We start from the raw sequence: 15,225 nt of genomic DNA, 5'->3' as shown, positions 1-15,225 counted from the left end.
AGAATGGCCCCCTTGCCGTTGCCGAGCCTGCCATGAAACCTGTATTGCCCCACGCCCAGCTCGACTGGGACGACCAAGGTCGCCCGCGCTCGCGGGTGTTCGATGATGTGTATTTTTCCGACCAGTCGGGCCTTGAAGAAACCCGTTACGTGTTTCTGGAGCAAAACGATTTGCGTGACCGTTTCGCCGCATTGCCGGTGAATGGTCGACTGGTGATTGGCGAGACCGGGTTCGGCACCGGGCTGAATTTTCTCTGTGCCTGGCAGTTGTTCGAACAACACGCGGTGACCGGTGCACGGCTGCATTTTGTCAGTGTCGAAAAGTACCCGCTGAGCGCCCCCGACCTGCAACGAGCCCTGGCGTTATGGCCAGATCTCAAGCCGTTCGCCGATCAACTGCTGGCGCAATACGTAGCGATCCATCAAGGTTTCCAGCGCTTGGTGCTGGGCAATGGCCGCGTCACTCTGACCTTGCTGGTCGGCGACGCGCTGGAGCAGTTACCGCAACTGGATGCACAGATCGACGCCTGGTTTCTCGACGGTTTCGCCCCAGCGAAAAACCCCGACATGTGGACCGCCGAATTGTTTGCCGAACTGGCTCGCCTGGCGGCACCCGGCTCGACCATCAGCACCTTCACCAGCACTGGCTGGGTGCGCCGCCTGTTGAACGCGGCGGGCTTCAAGATGAAGCGCACGCCAGGTATCGGCCACAAGTGGGAGATCCTGCGGGGGACCTTCCTTGGCTGGCCTGAAGAGACCGCTGAACCGACCGCGACTAAACCGTGGTTCGCTCGCCCAACCCCGCTGACCGGCGAACGCCGCGCCCTGGTGATCGGCGCCGGGCTGGCCGGTTGCGCCAGTGCCGCCAGCCTCGCCGCACGGGGCTGGCAAGTGAGCCTGCTGGAACGCCATGAAGCACTGGCGCAGGAAGCTTCGGGCAATCCTCAAGGCGTGCTTTACCTCAAGCTTTCGGCCCATGGCACCGCGTTGTCGCAATTGATCGTCAGCGGTTTCGGTTACACCCGACGCCTGCTGGAACAATTACAGCGCGGCGTCGACTGGGACGATTGCGGGGTCTTGCAATTGGCCTTCAATGCCAAGGAAGCCGAGCGTCAGGCGCAGTTGGCCGCAGCTTTTTCGCCAGGCCTGGTGCACCCGCTCGATCAACCCCAGGCCCAGGCCCAGGCCGGCATCGAACTGGAGCACGGCGGCCTGTTCTTCCCTGAAGGTGGCTGGGTTCATCCGCCTGCGTTGTGCCAGTGGCAGGCGTCCTCAACGAACATCCAGTGGCTGCCCCACCGCGAGGTGCTGCGACTGCGCAAGGTGGAGGATCAATGGCAGGCCTGGGACGGCGATGCACTGCTGGCCAGCGCGCCCGTGGTGATTCTGGCCGGCGCCGCCGAGATCAAGCGGTTTCCCCAGAGCGCCGAGCTGCCCCTCAAACGCATTCGCGGCCAGATCACCCGACTGGCGCAAACCCCTGAAAGCCAGAGCCTGGCGACCGTCGTCTGCGCCGAAGGCTACGTGGCTCCCGCTCGCCTGGGCGAACACACCCTTGGCGCCAGCTTCGATTTCAAGAGCGATGATCTGACCCCGACCGTCGCCGAGCACCTCGGCAACCTGGCGTTGCTCGAAGAAATATCCACCGACTTGGTCGCCCGTCTGCATGTTCAAGACCTGGAGCCGCAGCAGCTAGAAGGGCGCGCGGCGTTCCGCTGCACCAGCCCCGACTACCTGCCGATCGTCGGACCACTGGCCGACCAGGCCACCTTCGCCACTGCCTATGCCGCGCTGAGCAAAGATGCCCGGCAAGTGCCCGACGTCCCCTGCCCATGGCTCGAGGGTTTTTACGTCAACAGCGGCCATGGTTCTCGCGGTTTGATCACCGCGCCATTGTCTGGCGAGCTGTTGGCGGCATGGCTTGAGAACGAGCCGCTGCCCTTGCCCAAAGTGGTGGCCGAGGCTTGCCATCCCAACCGTTTTGCGTTGCGCCAGTTGATCCGCGGAAAAGTCTGACGCGCCCGCTTATAACTTATCGGTCTAAAACTCCGGGGATTCAGCCGGGTCAGTTTCTGAGTACCTGCCGTTTTTGGCGGGTATCGATTGACCCTCCCCAACGGAAAAACCGGTAAGGACTTATGTGCGGATTAGCTGGAGAATTACGTTTCGACCATCAACCTGCGGACCTCGCAGCCATTGAACGAATCACCCATCACCTGGCCCCTCGCGGCCCTGATGCGTGGGGCTTCCACAGCCAAGGCCCGATTGCCCTCGGTCATCGGCGCCTGAAAATCATGGACCTGTCGGACGGCTCGGCGCAGCCGATGATCGACAACCAGTTGGGCCTGTCCCTGGCTTTCAACGGCGCGATCTACAACTTCCCGGAACTGCGTACCGAGCTGGAAAGCCTCGGTTACGCCTTCTATTCCGGTGGCGACACCGAAGTGCTGCTCAAGGGTTATCACGCCTGGGGCGAAGCGCTGTTGCCCAAGCTCAACGGCATGTTCGCCTTCGCCATTTGGGAGCGCGATGCCAAACGTCTGTTCATTGCCCGTGACCGTCTCGGCGTGAAGCCGCTGTACCTGTCGCGTACCGGCCAGCGCCTGCGCTTTGCCTCGGCCCTGCCGGCATTGCTCAAGGGCGGCGACATCAACCCGATCCTCGATCCGGTGGCGCTCAATCATTACCTGAACTTCCACGCAGTGGTCCCGGCCCCGCGCACCTTGTTGGCGGGCATCGAGAAACTGCCCCCGGCGAGCTGGATGCGCATCGAAGCGGACGGCACCACCGAGCAAAAAACCTGGTGGACCCTGCCCTACGGCCCACACGCCGACGAGCTGAATCTGACCCTTGAAGACTGGCGCGACCGCGTACTCGACAGCACCCGTGAAGCGGTGGCGATCCGTCAGCGGGCAGCGGTGGATGTCGGTGTGCTGCTCTCGGGTGGCGTCGATTCGAGCTTGCTGGTGGGGCTGTTGCGCGAAGTCGGGGTCGAAGACTTGTCGACCTTTTCCATCGGCTTTCAGGATGCTGGCGGCGAGCGCGGTGACGAGTTCCAGTATTCGGACCTGATCGCCAAACACTACGGCACCCGGCACCATCAACTGCGCATCGACGAAAAAGAGATCATCGATCAGCTGCCCGCAGCGTTCCGCGCCATGAGCGAGCCGATGGTCAGCCACGACTGTATCGCCTTCTACCTGCTGTCCCGGGAAGTGGCCAAGCACTGCAAGGTGGTGCAGAGCGGCCAAGGCGCGGACGAGTTGTTCGCCGGTTATCACTGGTACCCGCAGGTGGACGGCGCCAGCGATCCGTACACAGCGTACCGCGATGCGTTTTTTGACCGCAGCTACGCCGACTACACCGCCACGGTGCAGCCGAAATGGCTGACGGCCAACGACGCGGCCGGTGACTTCGTGAAGGAACATTTCGCCCAGTCCGGTGCCGATGCGGCGGTGGACAAAGCCCTGCGTCTGGACAGCACCGTGATGCTGGTGGACGACCCGGTCAAACGGGTCGACAACATGACCATGGCCTGGGGTCTGGAAGCGCGTACGCCGTTTCTCGACTATCGCCTGGTGGAATTATCGGCGCGGGTGCCGGGTAAATTCAAACTGCCAGATGGCGGCAAGCAGGTGTTGAAAGAGGCGGCGCGACGGGTCATTCCGAGTGAGGTGATCGACCGTAAAAAAGGCTACTTCCCAGTGCCGGGACTCAAACATTTGCAGGGCGACACGCTGAATTGGGTGCGTGAATTGCTGCTCGACCCGAGTCAGGATCGCGGCCTGTTCAACCCCGCCATGCTCGACCGCCTGCTGACCGATCCGCAAGGTCAACTGACCCCGTTGCGCGGCTCCAGGCTGTGGCAATTGGCGGCCCTGAACCTGTGGCTCAGCGAACAAGGAATCTGATCGATGAAACCCCACGCCACGGCTTACAGCCAACGCTTGTTGCGCGGTCAGGCCCCCTCCTACGAACGCTTGCAGGCACGCCTGGCCGAAGACGGCAGTGAACTCGGTGCTGCGCCGATAGCCGTGCATTGCGGCTGGGGCCGGTTGCTGATCGGCCATACCTTTCCCGATGCCGCGAGCCTCGCCCAAGAGTTGCTCAATGAGCAGCCCGGTGAACGGGACATCGCCCTGTACGTCGCCGCTCCCCAGCAAGTGCTGGGGCTGGAGCCTGCCCAGTTGTTTCTCGACCCGTCCGACACCTTGCGCCTGTGGTTCAGCGATTACCGACAGGCCACCCGGGTATTTCGCGGTTTCCGCATCCGTCGGGCGCAAAGCGAGGCGGACTGGCAGGCGACCAATCAGCTGTATCAGGCCCGCGGCATGCTGCCGATCGACGCCAGCTTGCTGACCCCACGCCATCAGGGCGGCCCGGTGTATTGGCTGGCCGAAGATGAGGACAGCGGCGCAATCATCGGCAGCGTCATGGGCCTCAATCATCACAAGGCATTCAACGACCCGGAAAACGGCAGCAGCCTCTGGTGCCTGGCGGTCGATCCGCAATGCCCCCGTCCAGGTGTCGGTGAGGTGTTGGTGCGGCACTTGATCGAACACTTCATGAGTCGTGGCCTGAGCTACCTGGACCTGTCCGTGTTGCACGACAACCGTCAGGCGAAAAGTCTTTACGCCAAGCTCGGTTTTCGCAACTTGTCGACCTTCGCCATCAAGCGCAAGAACGGCATCAATCAGCCGTTGTTTCTTGGCCCGGGCCCCGAGGCCGAGTTCAATCCGTATGCGCGAATCATCGTCGAGGAGGCTCATCGCCGCGGCATTGATGTGCAAGTGGACGATGCGCAAGCCGGTCTGTTCACCTTGACGCACGGTACTCGCCGCGTGCGTTGTCGCGAATCCCTGAGCGATCTGACGAGCGCCATCAGCATGACCTTGTGTCAGGACAAGAGCCTGACCCACAAGGCGCTGAAAAATGCCGGTCTTAAACTGCCAGCCCAACAACGGGCGGGGAGCGCGGACGACAATCTGGCGTTTCTCGACGAGCACCAACGGGTGGTGGTCAAACCGCTGGACGGTGAACAGGGCCAAGGGGTGGCGGTGGATTTACGTAGCATCGAAGAGGTCCAGCAAGCCATCGAAAACGCCCGCGCATTCGACAGTCGAGTGCTGCTGGAAAGTTTTCACGAAGGCCTCGATTTGCGGATTCTGGTGATCGGATTCGAGGTCGTCGCGGCCGCCATTCGCCGGCCGGCGGAAGTGGTGGGTGATGGTCAGTATTCCATCGGGGCGCTGATCGAGGCCCAGAGCCGTCGCCGTCAGGCCGCCACCAGCGGTGAAAGCAAGATCCCGCTGGACCATGAGACCCAGCGCACATTGCAGGCGGCGGGTTACGACTACAGCAGCATTCTGCCGGCCGGCGAGCATCTGTTCGTACGGCGCACGGCGAACCTTCATACCGGCGGCATTCTTGAAGACGTCACGGCGATCCTGCATCCAACCCTGGTGGACGCGGCAGTGCGCGCGGCGCGGGCGCTGGATATTCCGATGGTCGGGCTCGACCTGATGGTGCCGGCCGCCGACCAGCCGGAGTATGTGTTTATCGAAGCCAACGAGCGCGCGGGGCTGGCCAACCATGAACCGCAGCCGACGGCCGAGCGGTTTGTGGATTTGTTGTTTCCGCATAGTCAGCCGGCGGCCTGACATTGATGTGTCGCCTGTTCCATCGCCATCGCGAGCAGGCTCGCTCCCACATTTGACCGCATTCCCCTGTGGGAGCGAGCCTGCTCGCGATGGGGCCCTGACGGATCACACACTCTTCTCCTCATCGAAACCGATGCTCTCACTTCATCAGGAGTTTCCATGACCCGCAAAATTCCCGAACCGGATCTCAATTACCTGCAAAAAGTCCTGCTGGAAATGCTCGCCATTCCCAGCCCGACCGGGTTCACCGACACCATTGTGCGGTACGTCGCCGAGCGTCTTGAAGAGCTGGGTATTCCCTTTGAAATGACCCGTCGCGGCACCATCCGTGCCACCCTCAAGGGCAAGAAGAACAGCCCGGACCGCGCGGTTTCCGCCCACCTGGATACCATTGGCGCGGCGGTTCGCGCGATCAAGGACAACGGCCGCCTGACCCTGGCGCCAGTCGGTTGCTGGTCCAGCCGTTTTGCCGAGGGCAGCCGCGTCAGTCTGTTCACCGACAACGGCGTGATCCGCGGCAGCGTGTTGCCGTTGATGGCCTCCGGGCACGCATTCAACACCGCCGTGGATGAAATGCCGATCAGCTGGGATCACATCGAATTGCGCCTGGACGCCTATTGCGCCACCCGCGCCGATTGCGACTCGCTGGGGATCAGCGTCGGCGATTTCGTCGCCTTCGACCCGCTGCCGGAGTTCACAGAAAGCGGCCACATCAGCGCCCGTCACCTCGATGACAAGGCCGGCGTTGCCGCACTGCTGGCGGCGCTGAAAGCGATTGTCGACAGCGGCGAAGAGTTGATGATCGACTGCCATCCGCTGTTCACCATCACCGAAGAAACCGGCAGCGGTGCGGCGGCGGCCCTGCCCTGGGACGTCAGCGAATTCGTCGGCATCGACATTGCGCCGGTCGCGCCCGGCCAACACTCCAGCGAACACGCGGTGAGCGTGGCGATGCAGGATTCCGGCGGGCCTTATGACTATCACCTGTCGCGGCACCTGCTGCGTCTGGCCAGCGACAACGAACTGCCGGCGCGTCGGGACCTGTTCCGCTATTACTTCAGCGATGCTCACTCGGCCGTCACTGCCGGCCACGACATTCGCACCGCCCTGCTGGCCTTCGGTTGTGACGCCACCCACGGCTATGAACGCACCCACATCGACAGCCTCGCCGCCCTCAGCCGTTTGCTCGGTGCCTACATCCTCAGCCCACCGGTGTTCGCCAGCGATGCACAACCGGCCACGGGATCGCTGGACCGGTTCAGTCACCAGATAGAACACGACACACAGATGGAAAGCGATACACGAGTACCGTCGGTCGATAGTTTGATTGGGCAGCGCACAGACAGCTAAGGCGAACTGTAGGAGCTGCCGAAGGCTGCGATCTTTGAATCTTGATCTGCAGCGATGCAACAGGTGCAAAGATCAAAAGATCGCAGCCTTCGGCAGCTCCTACTGGTGATGCGTTCATAACCGCCGTAGCATCGCGCCATTGTTTAGCCGAGGTGCCTATGCTGATCCCACACGACCAACTTGAAGTCGATACGCTGACCCGTCTGATCGAGGATTTCGTGACCCGTGACGGCACGGACAACGGCGACGACACACCGCTGGAAACCCGTGTCTTGCGTGTCCGTCAGGCATTGACCAAGGGCCAGGCACTGATCGTCTTCGATCCGGAAAGCGAGCAATGCCAGTTGATGCTCAAGCACGACGTGCCCAAGCACCTGTTCGACTGAGGCCCTTGAAAACGCCCCCTAACGAGCTTTGGCTTTTGCCTGTTTGATCTGGATGCGCTCATAGACTTCGGCGCGGTGTACGTTGACCTGCTGCGGCGCTTCAATACCGAAGCGCACGCTGCTTCCGTTGACGGCAAGAACCCGCACGGAAATGTTGTCACCAATGGATATCAACTCGCCCACAACGCGACTGAGTACAAGCATGGCATTCGTCCTTCTGGATGACCGGCCCTTGAAGATGCCCGGCGCGTGGCGGGTCTTCAATGCAACAGCAGCAAAACAGTCCCGCCCTACAGCGCAAGATGCATCGCCCTGACGGACGCGTCCGACAAACCGGTTGAATGAAGGACCGATCCTTCAGGAAGCAGAGAAGCGCGGACCAAACAGGATGACACTCGCCCCAAGCACACACAGCGCCACGCCAATCCAGTCCGAGCCCAGTGGACGAATCCGCTCGACCACCGCCAGCCAGCCGATCGACGCAATGATGTAGATGCCACCGTAGGCGGCATAGGCGCGGCCGGCGTAGCTCGCTTCGACACGTGTCAGCAACAACGCGAACAAGATCAGGCTGAGCAACGCAGGGATGACCCACAAGACGCTTTTACCTTGGCGCAGCCACATCCAGAAGGCGAAGCAGCCGGAGATTTCAAACAGCGCGGCGAGGAAAAACCACAGGTAATTGAGCATGCAGAGGTCTCGTTAGGATGGCCGGTTGCGGCCACCCTAACGACGCTGTTGCGCACGGGCAAGTTCAGCTTGCGTTTTGTTTGGCCTTGGCGCGCATTTTGTCGGCCATCACGGTCATTTCGTTGTAGAGCAATTGCGGGTTTTTCTGCTTGATCGCCCAGGCCATGCGCCCCTGTTCGTGAGGCAGGATCAAGAATTCGCCGGCGGCGACCTGCTGATAGATGTAGTCGGCAATGTCGGCAGCGGTAATCGGCGAGCTTTCCAGCAATTTGCCGACCTGGGCTTTCATGGCCGGGGTCGGGCCGCGGAAAGAGTCCAGCAGATTGGTCTGGAAGAACGACGGGCAGACCACATGCACGCTGACTTCCTCGTGGGCCAGTTCGATCAACAGGCTTTCGGACAACGCCACTACGCCCGCCTTGGCCACGTTGTAGTTGCTCATGGCCGGGCCTTGCATCAGGGCCGCCATCGAGGCGATGTTGATGATCTTGCCTTTACTTTTCTCCAGCAGCGGCAGGAAGGCCTTGCAGCCCTTGACCACGCCCATCAGGTTGATCGCGATCTGCCAGTCCCAATCCTCCAGCGACAGTTCACTGAAGAAACCGCCCGAGGCCACACCCGCGTTGTTGACGATGACATCGATGCCGCCGAGTTTCTCTTCGCAGGCTTGGGCGAAGGCGGTCAGCTGACTGTAGTCGCGCACATCGCAACGCAGGATGAAACCGTCGCCGCCGGCTTCGCGCACCCGCTTCAGGGTTTCTTGCAGGCCGGGTTCACTGACATCCGACAAGGCTAGCTGCCAGCCTTCACGCGCCCAGCGCAGCGCGATTTCGCGACCCAGGCCTGAGCCCGCGCCAGTGATCATCATGCGATTTTGCATAGCAAACAGCCTTGTTGTTCCGGGGAAGATGCACCGAGTGTAGCGAAGGATAATGCGCGACCCACGCTCCATCAGAGTGCTGAATGGCCAACGATGAACCGCGGCGCGGTACGGCTGTTTCAACTTTGAGACGCAGTAAAAGAAATAAGCGTGCTTTCCAAATACATTAAAAAAACCTGGAATTTTTTCTCATATCCATGAGTCGGATTTTGTAAGCAGCTAGGATTAATACAAGTCCAGCTGATGGCTAAAACCCTAGGTCAATCCACAACGCTTCCAACAAGGAAATAGACATGGGCACAATTCTTATCGTTATTCTTATTCTGTTGTTGATAGGTGGTTTGCCGGTCTTCCCGCATTCCAGAAGTTGGGGTTATGGCCCGTCTGGTATCATCGGCGTAGTGTTGGTGGTGTTGTTGATCCTGTTGCTGCTTGGCAAGATATAAAGATTTTACCGGCAAAAAAAAAGAGGCCCTGCGAAGGGCCTCTTTTTATGTCCGGAGAACTTAGTCCGGCTTGCCGTCAACCACACCGGCGGTGTTGTCCAGCAGGCTCTTGGTGGCCGTCTGGATGAACGACTCGAGCTTCTGCTTCAGCGCAGCTTCGTCAGCCGATGCCGGGATCAATTCACCTTTCGGGTTAGCGCCCAGTTCGTATTGATACAACCTCGGCGGCATCTCTTTAGGCAGTACCAGCACGCGATCAGCCGTGAGCAACGCGACCGTCTGATCGCTGCCTGACGGCTTGATCATGCCGAAGCCTTTGTCACCTTCCGGCAGGTTCAGCAAATCGCGCCCCCAGCATTGATGAACCACGTCGCCACCAATGCGGCCCATGATGGTCGGCACGATGTCGATCTGGGTGCCCACGGTGTGGTCGACCTGACCGAATTTTTCCTGGATGCCCGGGCCGATCATCAGCATCGGCACGTTGAAGCGGCCCAGGTCCATTTCGGTGATCTGCTGTTCGTTACCAAAACCGTGGTCGCCGACGATCACAAACAGGGTTTCCTTGAAATACGGCTCTTTACGGGCCTTTTCAAAGAACTGACCCAACGCCCAGTCGGAGTAGCGCATGGCGGTCAAGTGTTCATTGAGGCTGCCACGATCGGTCACGCGCTCCACCGGCAATGGCGTCGGCAAAGCGTATGGCGTGTGGTTGGACAGGGTTTGCAGCAAGGCATAGAACGGTTTCTTGTCCTTGCCGTCACGGGTTTTCAGTTCTTCCAGGCCACGGTTGAACATGTCCTGGTCAGACACACCCCAGGTAGGGTCGGAGAACACCGGGTTGACGAAGTCATTGCGCCCGATGAAGTTGGTCATGCCCTGGTTGCTGAAGAAGCCCGACTGGTTGTCCCAAGAGAAGTCGCCGTTGTAGACGTACACATCGTCGTAGTCACGAGCGCTGAGCAACTGCGGCAGGCCGGACAGTTTGTGGCTGCCTTCCGGGGTCTGCATCAGGTATTCGAAACCTGGCAGGTTCGGGAAGCAGGCCATGGTAGCGAACATGCCCTGGTGGGTATGGGTACCGTTGGAGAAGAAACGGTCGAACAACAGGCCTTCTTTCGACAGTTTGTCAAAGTACGGCGTGATCTCGCCCGGACGTCCCAGAGCGCCCACCGAGTGACCGGCGAAGCTTTCCATCAGGATCACCACGACGTTCTTGATCGGCAGTGTCTTGTTGGTATCTGGGCTGTAGTTGCGGCGCACCGCGGCGGTCTCGGAATCGACCAGCTTGTCGCTCGGGGTCAGCAACATATCGCGCACGGTCTGCTGAGCCAGAGGCTGTTCCAGTGTGGCTTTCCAGATATTGTCGCGTTCTTCGGACATCCGGCTCTTGGCCGCCGCGATCAGCGACAGCGTACCGTTGAGGCCCAACTGGTTGGCGAAGTTGGAGTCGGTGGTGTAAACGTCACCCCAGCGCAGGGGCGGGCCCTGACGCAGGGTGCCACGAGCCGCGACCACGCAGACCAGCAGGCAGACCACGAACACCACGCCGCGCGCATACCACGGCGCGACCTGGCGCGTGCCAATGCTGCCACCGCTGAACGGCCCGCGAGGACGCGTGGCGCGGTCGGCGCCCTTGAGCGCGAGAGTCAGAATCAGCGTGCCCACGGCCCAGGCCAACAGATAGCGAACCACCGGGAAACCATACCAGAGCATGCTCATCACGGTTTTCGGGTCTTCTTTCACGTACTGGAAGACCAGGCCGTTGAGGCGCTGGTGGAACTCGCGGTAGAAGTCCATCTCCATCAGGCCGAGGAACAGCGCGATGCTCGAGGCAACGGTCAGCCAGAACCGGAAGAACCCGCGGGCCGCCATGGCCCGGGCGCTGAACAGGGCCAGCAGCAGCGGAACGCTGAGGTAAACCACCAGGCGCAAGTCGAAACGCAGGCCGTTGGCGAACGCTTCCAGGAAGGTCGAAGCCGGTGTGTCGAGGATCATCGAGCGGTTGTAGACCAGCAGCGCGACGCGCAGCAGGCTGAACATGACCATCATGATCAGGGCACACAACAGCGTGTAGGCCAGATGCGATTTGACGGTCGGTTGCAGCAGGCGACTAGAAGCTCGCTGCTGACTCAGGGCGTCCGGGTTTGCCATGTCGTTTTAGGACCCATTGGAAGTTGAAGTTTCAAAAATACAGCAGCGCCTTGCCTAATGCTGATCGGTCAACCTGTGGGAGCGGGGTTGCTCGCAAAGACCGCGGCACAGTCAACATTGATGTCGTCTGACACACCGCTTTCGCGAGCAAGCCTGCTCCCACATGGATTGCGCTTGACTGAACTGGCATTAGGCGTCTTGCCCTCTGTTGGCCATTCTCGGCCCCGGGGCGTGCGCGGTGCGCAAATGTTGCACGATCAACCGCGGCATTACCATTGATTACTTAGCGCTCTGGGACAAGCAGCGTGGCGCAAAGTTGCGGGGTTGACTCGTTGGGGCGCGGGTGAATTGTCTTGGAGGCCTTGTGAAAATTTCGTGCAACGCATATCCGGTAACAAAATAACGCCCCGCCCTCAGTAAGAAACGCAAACGCCCCGAACCAGTCGGGGCGTTGTTGAACGGGCCGTATCAAAAGAGTACGCGATTACTTCTCGGCGCGTTCTTTCAAGGCTTTAAGGGTATTGAACGGCGCGTCGACCACGAACTTGTTGGCCAGCCACGACGGTACTCTGCCGCCTGGATCGGTGTGAACCTGATAAGTCACTTCAACTTGATCGCCTTTAGGCACGAGCTTCCAGAAACCTTTGACCTGGGCGACCCGTACAAAGCCCTTTTCTTCCGGAAGGTACTTCGGCTGCCCTTCCAGTTCGCGGGTCAGACTGCCATCGGCGCCTTCAACGGTGGTGACATGCATCACCGAATCGCGAGCAGTGACCGGCCAGGGGGTATTGAACTGGGTGTAAGTCCAACTCTGATTGCCTTCGTGTTTGAGCAGCTTCTGGGTCTTGCACTCGTGAATCCAGGCACAGGCACCTGGAACGTCTTCCTGCAATGCACGCAGTTTGGCCATGGTGGTCTTCATGACGGTTACGCCGCGGTAAGCCTTGTATTGGGAACCGGCCACTTCACTCAAGGACACTTTTATACCGTCTTCGTCCTTGGCGGTTTCCCAGTCTTCGGCCTGAGCCGTGGAGGCCAGCAAAACAGTCAAACCACACAGCACAGCCATACGATGCAGCGAACCCATAATCTTATTCCTTATTGTTGAAGTTCCGTTCGTTGAACACATCACGCGACCGTCATTTTCTCCCACCAGCCCAGCAACTTGATCGCTTCGTCGCGGCTGCTTCCACAGACCTCGACATCGGCTTCAAACGCTGAACACACCGCAGGACGTTCCGGCTTGCCAAAAATACTGCACAGGTTATCGGCAGACAGTTGTACGCAACGTTCTCCGGCGGCTTTGCCATTGGGCATGCCGGGAATCGGCGAACTGATGGAAGGGGCAATGCAACAGGCGCCACAGCCTTCACGGCATCTCATGACGACAAGCTCCTCGCGACGGGCAATGTGTTAAAGGGACGTGGCACAGAGTAACGGCTAAAACGGCTGTTTAAAATTACCAGAGCCCGGGTTTTTTCACTCAAACGAATGTGACTGGCCAGTCTCCGACAAAGCGTCTGGTCCGCGGGTCACGAATGGGGAAAATTTACTGCTTGAATTCGAATTCCAGCGCCGCGCCTTCAACTTCCCGGCGCTCTTCATTGCGCAGTTGCAGTTTCATTTCATTGCTGATCAGGCGACCGTTAAGCTGGAACGGACTGCTCTTGTCACCGAACATTTGCGGCAACACCGCATCGTGTCGGGGCAACGGTACTGTGCCGACCGGTTTCAGTTCTTCGACCATGTCCTTGGGCAAGCTCAAGTCGAGACTGGCGGGAGGGAGTTTGGCTTTCACGACTTCACTGGCCGGTTTCGACTTGGAAGCAATGGGGGGGCGTTTTTTGACCGCAGCAGCCTTCTTATTGACCGGTGCGGCTTTTTTGACCGGGGCCGGTTTTTTCGCGGTTGTGCTGGCTGTCGTTTTTTCCTGAACGGAAGCCGCCATGACACCTTGCGCGTGACAGGTCATCAACAGGCAGATCAACAGCCATGCGACAGGAAAAATCGGTTTCATGGACCCAACGACACGAACGGCAGAGGCTCATATGCTCGCCTGTTGGCGACAACAAGACAAGCGGGCAGTTCACAACTGCCCGGCAGGTCAAAAACCGCTCGCCGTCTCCTGACAAAGTTGCGTCGCCAGCAACCCCAGCGTCATCAATGCACGCTCGGCCTCGCGGTTCCAGGGGATGCCACAGTTCAGGCGAATGCAGTGATTGAACTGCTCGGTGTTACTGAAAATCAGCCCCGGCGCAATGCTGATGCCCTGCTGCAATGCACGCACATGCAGCTCCTGCGTGTTGACCCGCCCCGGCAGGCTGACCCACAGAATGAAACCGCCAGTGGGCCGGGTCATCTGCGTGCCTTCCGGGAAGTACTGCTGCACCCCCAGCTGGAAAGCGCTGAGGTTCTTGCGGTACTCCTGACGGATATAGCGCAAATGCCGGTCGTAGCCACCGTTCTCCAGGTAAGCCGCAATGCCCATTTGCGTGACGCTGCAAGCCGAATGCGTGCTGAAGGTCTGCAAGCGCTGGATTTCCTGTTGGTACTTGCCGGCAATCATCCAGCCGATCCGCACGCCCGGTGACAGGGTTTTGGAGAAGCTGGAGCAATAGATCACCCGATCCAGCCGGTCGTAGGCCTTGAGCGATTTGGTGCGACCCTGTTCGAACATCAGTTCGCCGTAAATATCGTCTTCAACGACCTGGATATCGAAATCCGAGGCCAGACGCAGCAATTGTTTTTGCCGTTCTTCGGGCATGGTGCCGCCCAAGGGGTTGCTCAGACGCGTGGTCAGCACCAACGCCTTGATCGACCACTGGTTGGCCGCCAGTTGCAGAGCCTCGAGGCTCATGCCGGTGGCCGGATCGCTGGGAATCTCGATGACTTTCAACCCCAGCAGGTCGGCCAGTTGCAGCAAACCGTAATAGGTTGGCGATTCGGCGGCGATCAAATCGCCCGGCCGGGTCAACACGCGCAAAGACATCTGCAACGCATCGACACAGCCGTGGGTGATGACCACTTCCGACGGGTCGACCACCACGCCGGCATCGCGCATGCGGATCGCCACTTGCCGACGCAACGGCTCGAAACCGGGGCTGAACATGTAGCTGAATGCCCGCGGGCTATGGAAACGAGTGACTTTGGCCAGTTGCTGATGCAGCGCCCGCACCGGCAGATAATCGACACTCGGCACAGCCGCGCCCAACGGAAAAACACCTTCGCGACGGGATTCGACCAGGACTTGCTGAATGATGCTGCTGCGGGTGACAAGGCCGGGGCGCTCGACCCGGGCGATGTCCGGGGTGGGCGCCGTCAGGGCCGGCGTCTGGTGCACGTAATAACCGGATTGCGGCCGGGCGCGGATCAGCCCCTGATCCTCAAGGTTGGCATAGGCCTGCAACACCGTCGCATGGCTGACGTTGAGCTGCGAGCTCATCTTGCGCACCGAAGGCACGCGCTCCCCCGGTTGATAGACACCACGGCGGATGTCTTCGGCCAGTTGCTGAGCAATACGTTGATAGAGCAAGAGATTGGTCATGACGCAGCACTCGATTTCACGGGCATTTTATTCTTGTGTGGAACAATACCGGAACAGTTTAGAAGTGTACTGGGACAGTTACTACAATAGTCGACCATACAGTGCAGTGTCAGCAA

The 15,225-nt window shown here is 59.9% G+C and carries 14 protein-coding genes; 6 read left to right on the top strand and 8 right to left on the bottom strand.

Translation table 11 applies throughout. The features are described 5' to 3' along the window. Positions 1-32 precede the first annotated feature (32 nt). The 5 genes from mnmC to QMK51_RS08490 all read left to right on the top strand — a co-directional run bounded on the left by mnmC (position 33) and on the right by QMK51_RS08490 (position 7,395). Positions 33-2,015 carry a bifunctional tRNA (5-methylaminomethyl-2-thiouridine)(34)-methyltransferase MnmD/FAD-dependent 5-carboxymethylaminomethyl-2-thiouridine(34) oxidoreductase MnmC gene (gene mnmC, locus QMK51_RS08510; protein ID WP_320393735.1) on the top strand — a complete coding sequence of 661 codons (1,983 nt, stop codon included), beginning with the start codon at positions 33-35 and terminating at the stop codon, positions 2,013-2,015. A 122-nt stretch (positions 2,016-2,137) separates the two neighbouring features. Next, positions 2,138-3,910 (top strand): N-acetylglutaminylglutamine amidotransferase, encoded by a 1,773-nt coding sequence (locus tag QMK51_RS08505; protein ID WP_320393734.1) that lies wholly within the window; start codon positions 2,138-2,140, stop codon positions 3,908-3,910. Between the two features lie 3 nt (positions 3,911-3,913). After that, positions 3,914-5,659 (top strand): N-acetylglutaminylglutamine synthetase, encoded by a 1,746-nt coding sequence (gene ngg, locus QMK51_RS08500; protein WP_320393733.1) that lies wholly within the window; start codon positions 3,914-3,916, stop codon positions 5,657-5,659. A gap of 159 nt (positions 5,660-5,818) precedes the next feature. After that, on the top strand, positions 5,819-7,009 hold the full coding sequence (locus tag QMK51_RS08495; protein WP_320393732.1) for an osmoprotectant NAGGN system M42 family peptidase: 1,191 nt from the start codon (positions 5,819-5,821) through the stop codon (positions 7,007-7,009). A 158-nt stretch (positions 7,010-7,167) separates the two neighbouring features. Continuing rightward, positions 7,168-7,395, top strand: coding sequence for a YheU family protein (locus QMK51_RS08490; RefSeq protein WP_003199186.1), 228 nt, complete (start codon positions 7,168-7,170; stop codon positions 7,393-7,395). A gap of 18 nt (positions 7,396-7,413) precedes the next feature. On the opposite strand, the gene csrA is transcribed toward QMK51_RS08490, so the two are convergent. From csrA to QMK51_RS08475, 3 genes are all read right to left on the bottom strand, one after another. After that, complete coding sequence (gene csrA, locus QMK51_RS08485; protein WP_320393731.1) at positions 7,414-7,599, bottom strand: carbon storage regulator CsrA; 186 nt, start codon at positions 7,597-7,599, stop codon at positions 7,414-7,416. Positions 7,600-7,752: 153 nt separating this feature from the next. Next, entirely contained in the window at positions 7,753-8,085 is a 333-nt protein-coding gene (locus QMK51_RS08480) for a YnfA family protein (protein ID WP_320393730.1), read from the bottom strand. 64 nt (positions 8,086-8,149) lie between these two features. After that, complete coding sequence (locus QMK51_RS08475) at positions 8,150-8,965, bottom strand: SDR family oxidoreductase (protein WP_320393729.1); 816 nt, start codon at positions 8,963-8,965, stop codon at positions 8,150-8,152. Between the two features lie 287 nt (positions 8,966-9,252). Between QMK51_RS08475 and QMK51_RS08470 the strand changes: the two genes are divergently transcribed. Next, positions 9,253-9,411 carry a DUF3309 family protein gene (locus tag QMK51_RS08470; protein ID WP_172901242.1) on the top strand — a complete coding sequence of 53 codons (159 nt, stop codon included), beginning with the start codon at positions 9,253-9,255 and terminating at the stop codon, positions 9,409-9,411. Positions 9,412-9,471: 60 nt separating this feature from the next. Here QMK51_RS08470 and QMK51_RS08465 read toward each other — a convergent pair whose 3' ends face one another. From QMK51_RS08465 to QMK51_RS08445, 5 genes are all read right to left on the bottom strand, one after another. Next, positions 9,472-11,565 (bottom strand): LTA synthase family protein, encoded by a 2,094-nt coding sequence (locus QMK51_RS08465; protein WP_320393728.1) that lies wholly within the window; start codon positions 11,563-11,565, stop codon positions 9,472-9,474. Positions 11,566-12,049: 484 nt separating this feature from the next. Next, positions 12,050-12,652 (bottom strand): START domain-containing protein, encoded by a 603-nt coding sequence (locus QMK51_RS08460; RefSeq protein WP_320393727.1) that lies wholly within the window; start codon positions 12,650-12,652, stop codon positions 12,050-12,052. A 41-nt stretch (positions 12,653-12,693) separates the two neighbouring features. Further along, complete coding sequence (locus QMK51_RS08455) at positions 12,694-12,948, bottom strand: YkgJ family cysteine cluster protein (RefSeq protein ID WP_258699664.1); 255 nt, start codon at positions 12,946-12,948, stop codon at positions 12,694-12,696. Positions 12,949-13,114: 166 nt separating this feature from the next. Then, the gene (locus tag QMK51_RS08450; protein WP_258699663.1) at positions 13,115-13,582 is read right to left on the bottom strand and encodes a translation initiation factor 2; all 468 of its coding nucleotides are present in this window, start codon (positions 13,580-13,582) and stop codon (positions 13,115-13,117) included. An 87-nt stretch (positions 13,583-13,669) separates the two neighbouring features. Beyond that, positions 13,670-15,109: a PLP-dependent aminotransferase family protein gene (locus tag QMK51_RS08445; RefSeq protein WP_258699662.1), complete on the bottom strand. Its 1,440-nt coding sequence runs from the start codon at positions 15,107-15,109 to the stop codon at positions 13,670-13,672. Positions 15,110-15,225 lie beyond the last annotated feature (116 nt).

Origin of the sequence: Pseudomonas sp. P9_31 (assembly GCF_034008235.1) — a bacterium.
Taxonomy (GTDB): domain Bacteria; phylum Pseudomonadota; class Gammaproteobacteria; order Pseudomonadales; family Pseudomonadaceae; genus Aquipseudomonas.
This window is presented reverse-complemented; position numbering and strand designations above follow the sequence as displayed.

What these genes read in the sequence shown, in the direction of transcription:
- mnmC (WP_320393735.1), top strand. Translation starts at nt 33, where the DNA reads ATGAAACCTGTATTGCCCCACGCCCAGCTCGACTGGGACGACCAAGGT.
- QMK51_RS08505 (WP_320393734.1), top strand. Translation starts at nt 2,138, where the DNA reads ATGTGCGGATTAGCTGGAGAATTACGTTTCGACCATCAACCTGCGGAC.
- ngg (WP_320393733.1), top strand. Translation starts at nt 3,914, where the DNA reads ATGAAACCCCACGCCACGGCTTACAGCCAACGCTTGTTGCGCGGTCAG.
- QMK51_RS08495 (WP_320393732.1), top strand. Translation starts at nt 5,819, where the DNA reads ATGACCCGCAAAATTCCCGAACCGGATCTCAATTACCTGCAAAAAGTC.
- QMK51_RS08490 (WP_003199186.1), top strand. Translation starts at nt 7,168, where the DNA reads ATGCTGATCCCACACGACCAACTTGAAGTCGATACGCTGACCCGTCTG.
- csrA (WP_320393731.1), bottom strand. Translation starts at nt 7,599, where the DNA reads ATGCTTGTACTCAGTCGCGTTGTGGGCGAGTTGATATCCATTGGTGAC.
- QMK51_RS08480 (WP_320393730.1), bottom strand. Translation starts at nt 8,085, where the DNA reads ATGCTCAATTACCTGTGGTTTTTCCTCGCCGCGCTGTTTGAAATCTCC.
- QMK51_RS08475 (WP_320393729.1), bottom strand. Translation starts at nt 8,965, where the DNA reads ATGCAAAATCGCATGATGATCACTGGCGCGGGCTCAGGCCTGGGTCGC.
- QMK51_RS08465 (WP_320393728.1), bottom strand. Translation starts at nt 11,565, where the DNA reads ATGGCAAACCCGGACGCCCTGAGTCAGCAGCGAGCTTCTAGTCGCCTG.
- QMK51_RS08460 (WP_320393727.1), bottom strand. Translation starts at nt 12,652, where the DNA reads ATGGGTTCGCTGCATCGTATGGCTGTGCTGTGTGGTTTGACTGTTTTG.
- QMK51_RS08455 (WP_258699664.1), bottom strand. Translation starts at nt 12,948, where the DNA reads ATGAGATGCCGTGAAGGCTGTGGCGCCTGTTGCATTGCCCCTTCCATC.
- QMK51_RS08450 (WP_258699663.1), bottom strand. Translation starts at nt 13,582, where the DNA reads ATGAAACCGATTTTTCCTGTCGCATGGCTGTTGATCTGCCTGTTGATG.
- QMK51_RS08445 (WP_258699662.1), bottom strand. Translation starts at nt 15,109, where the DNA reads ATGACCAATCTCTTGCTCTATCAACGTATTGCTCAGCAACTGGCCGAA.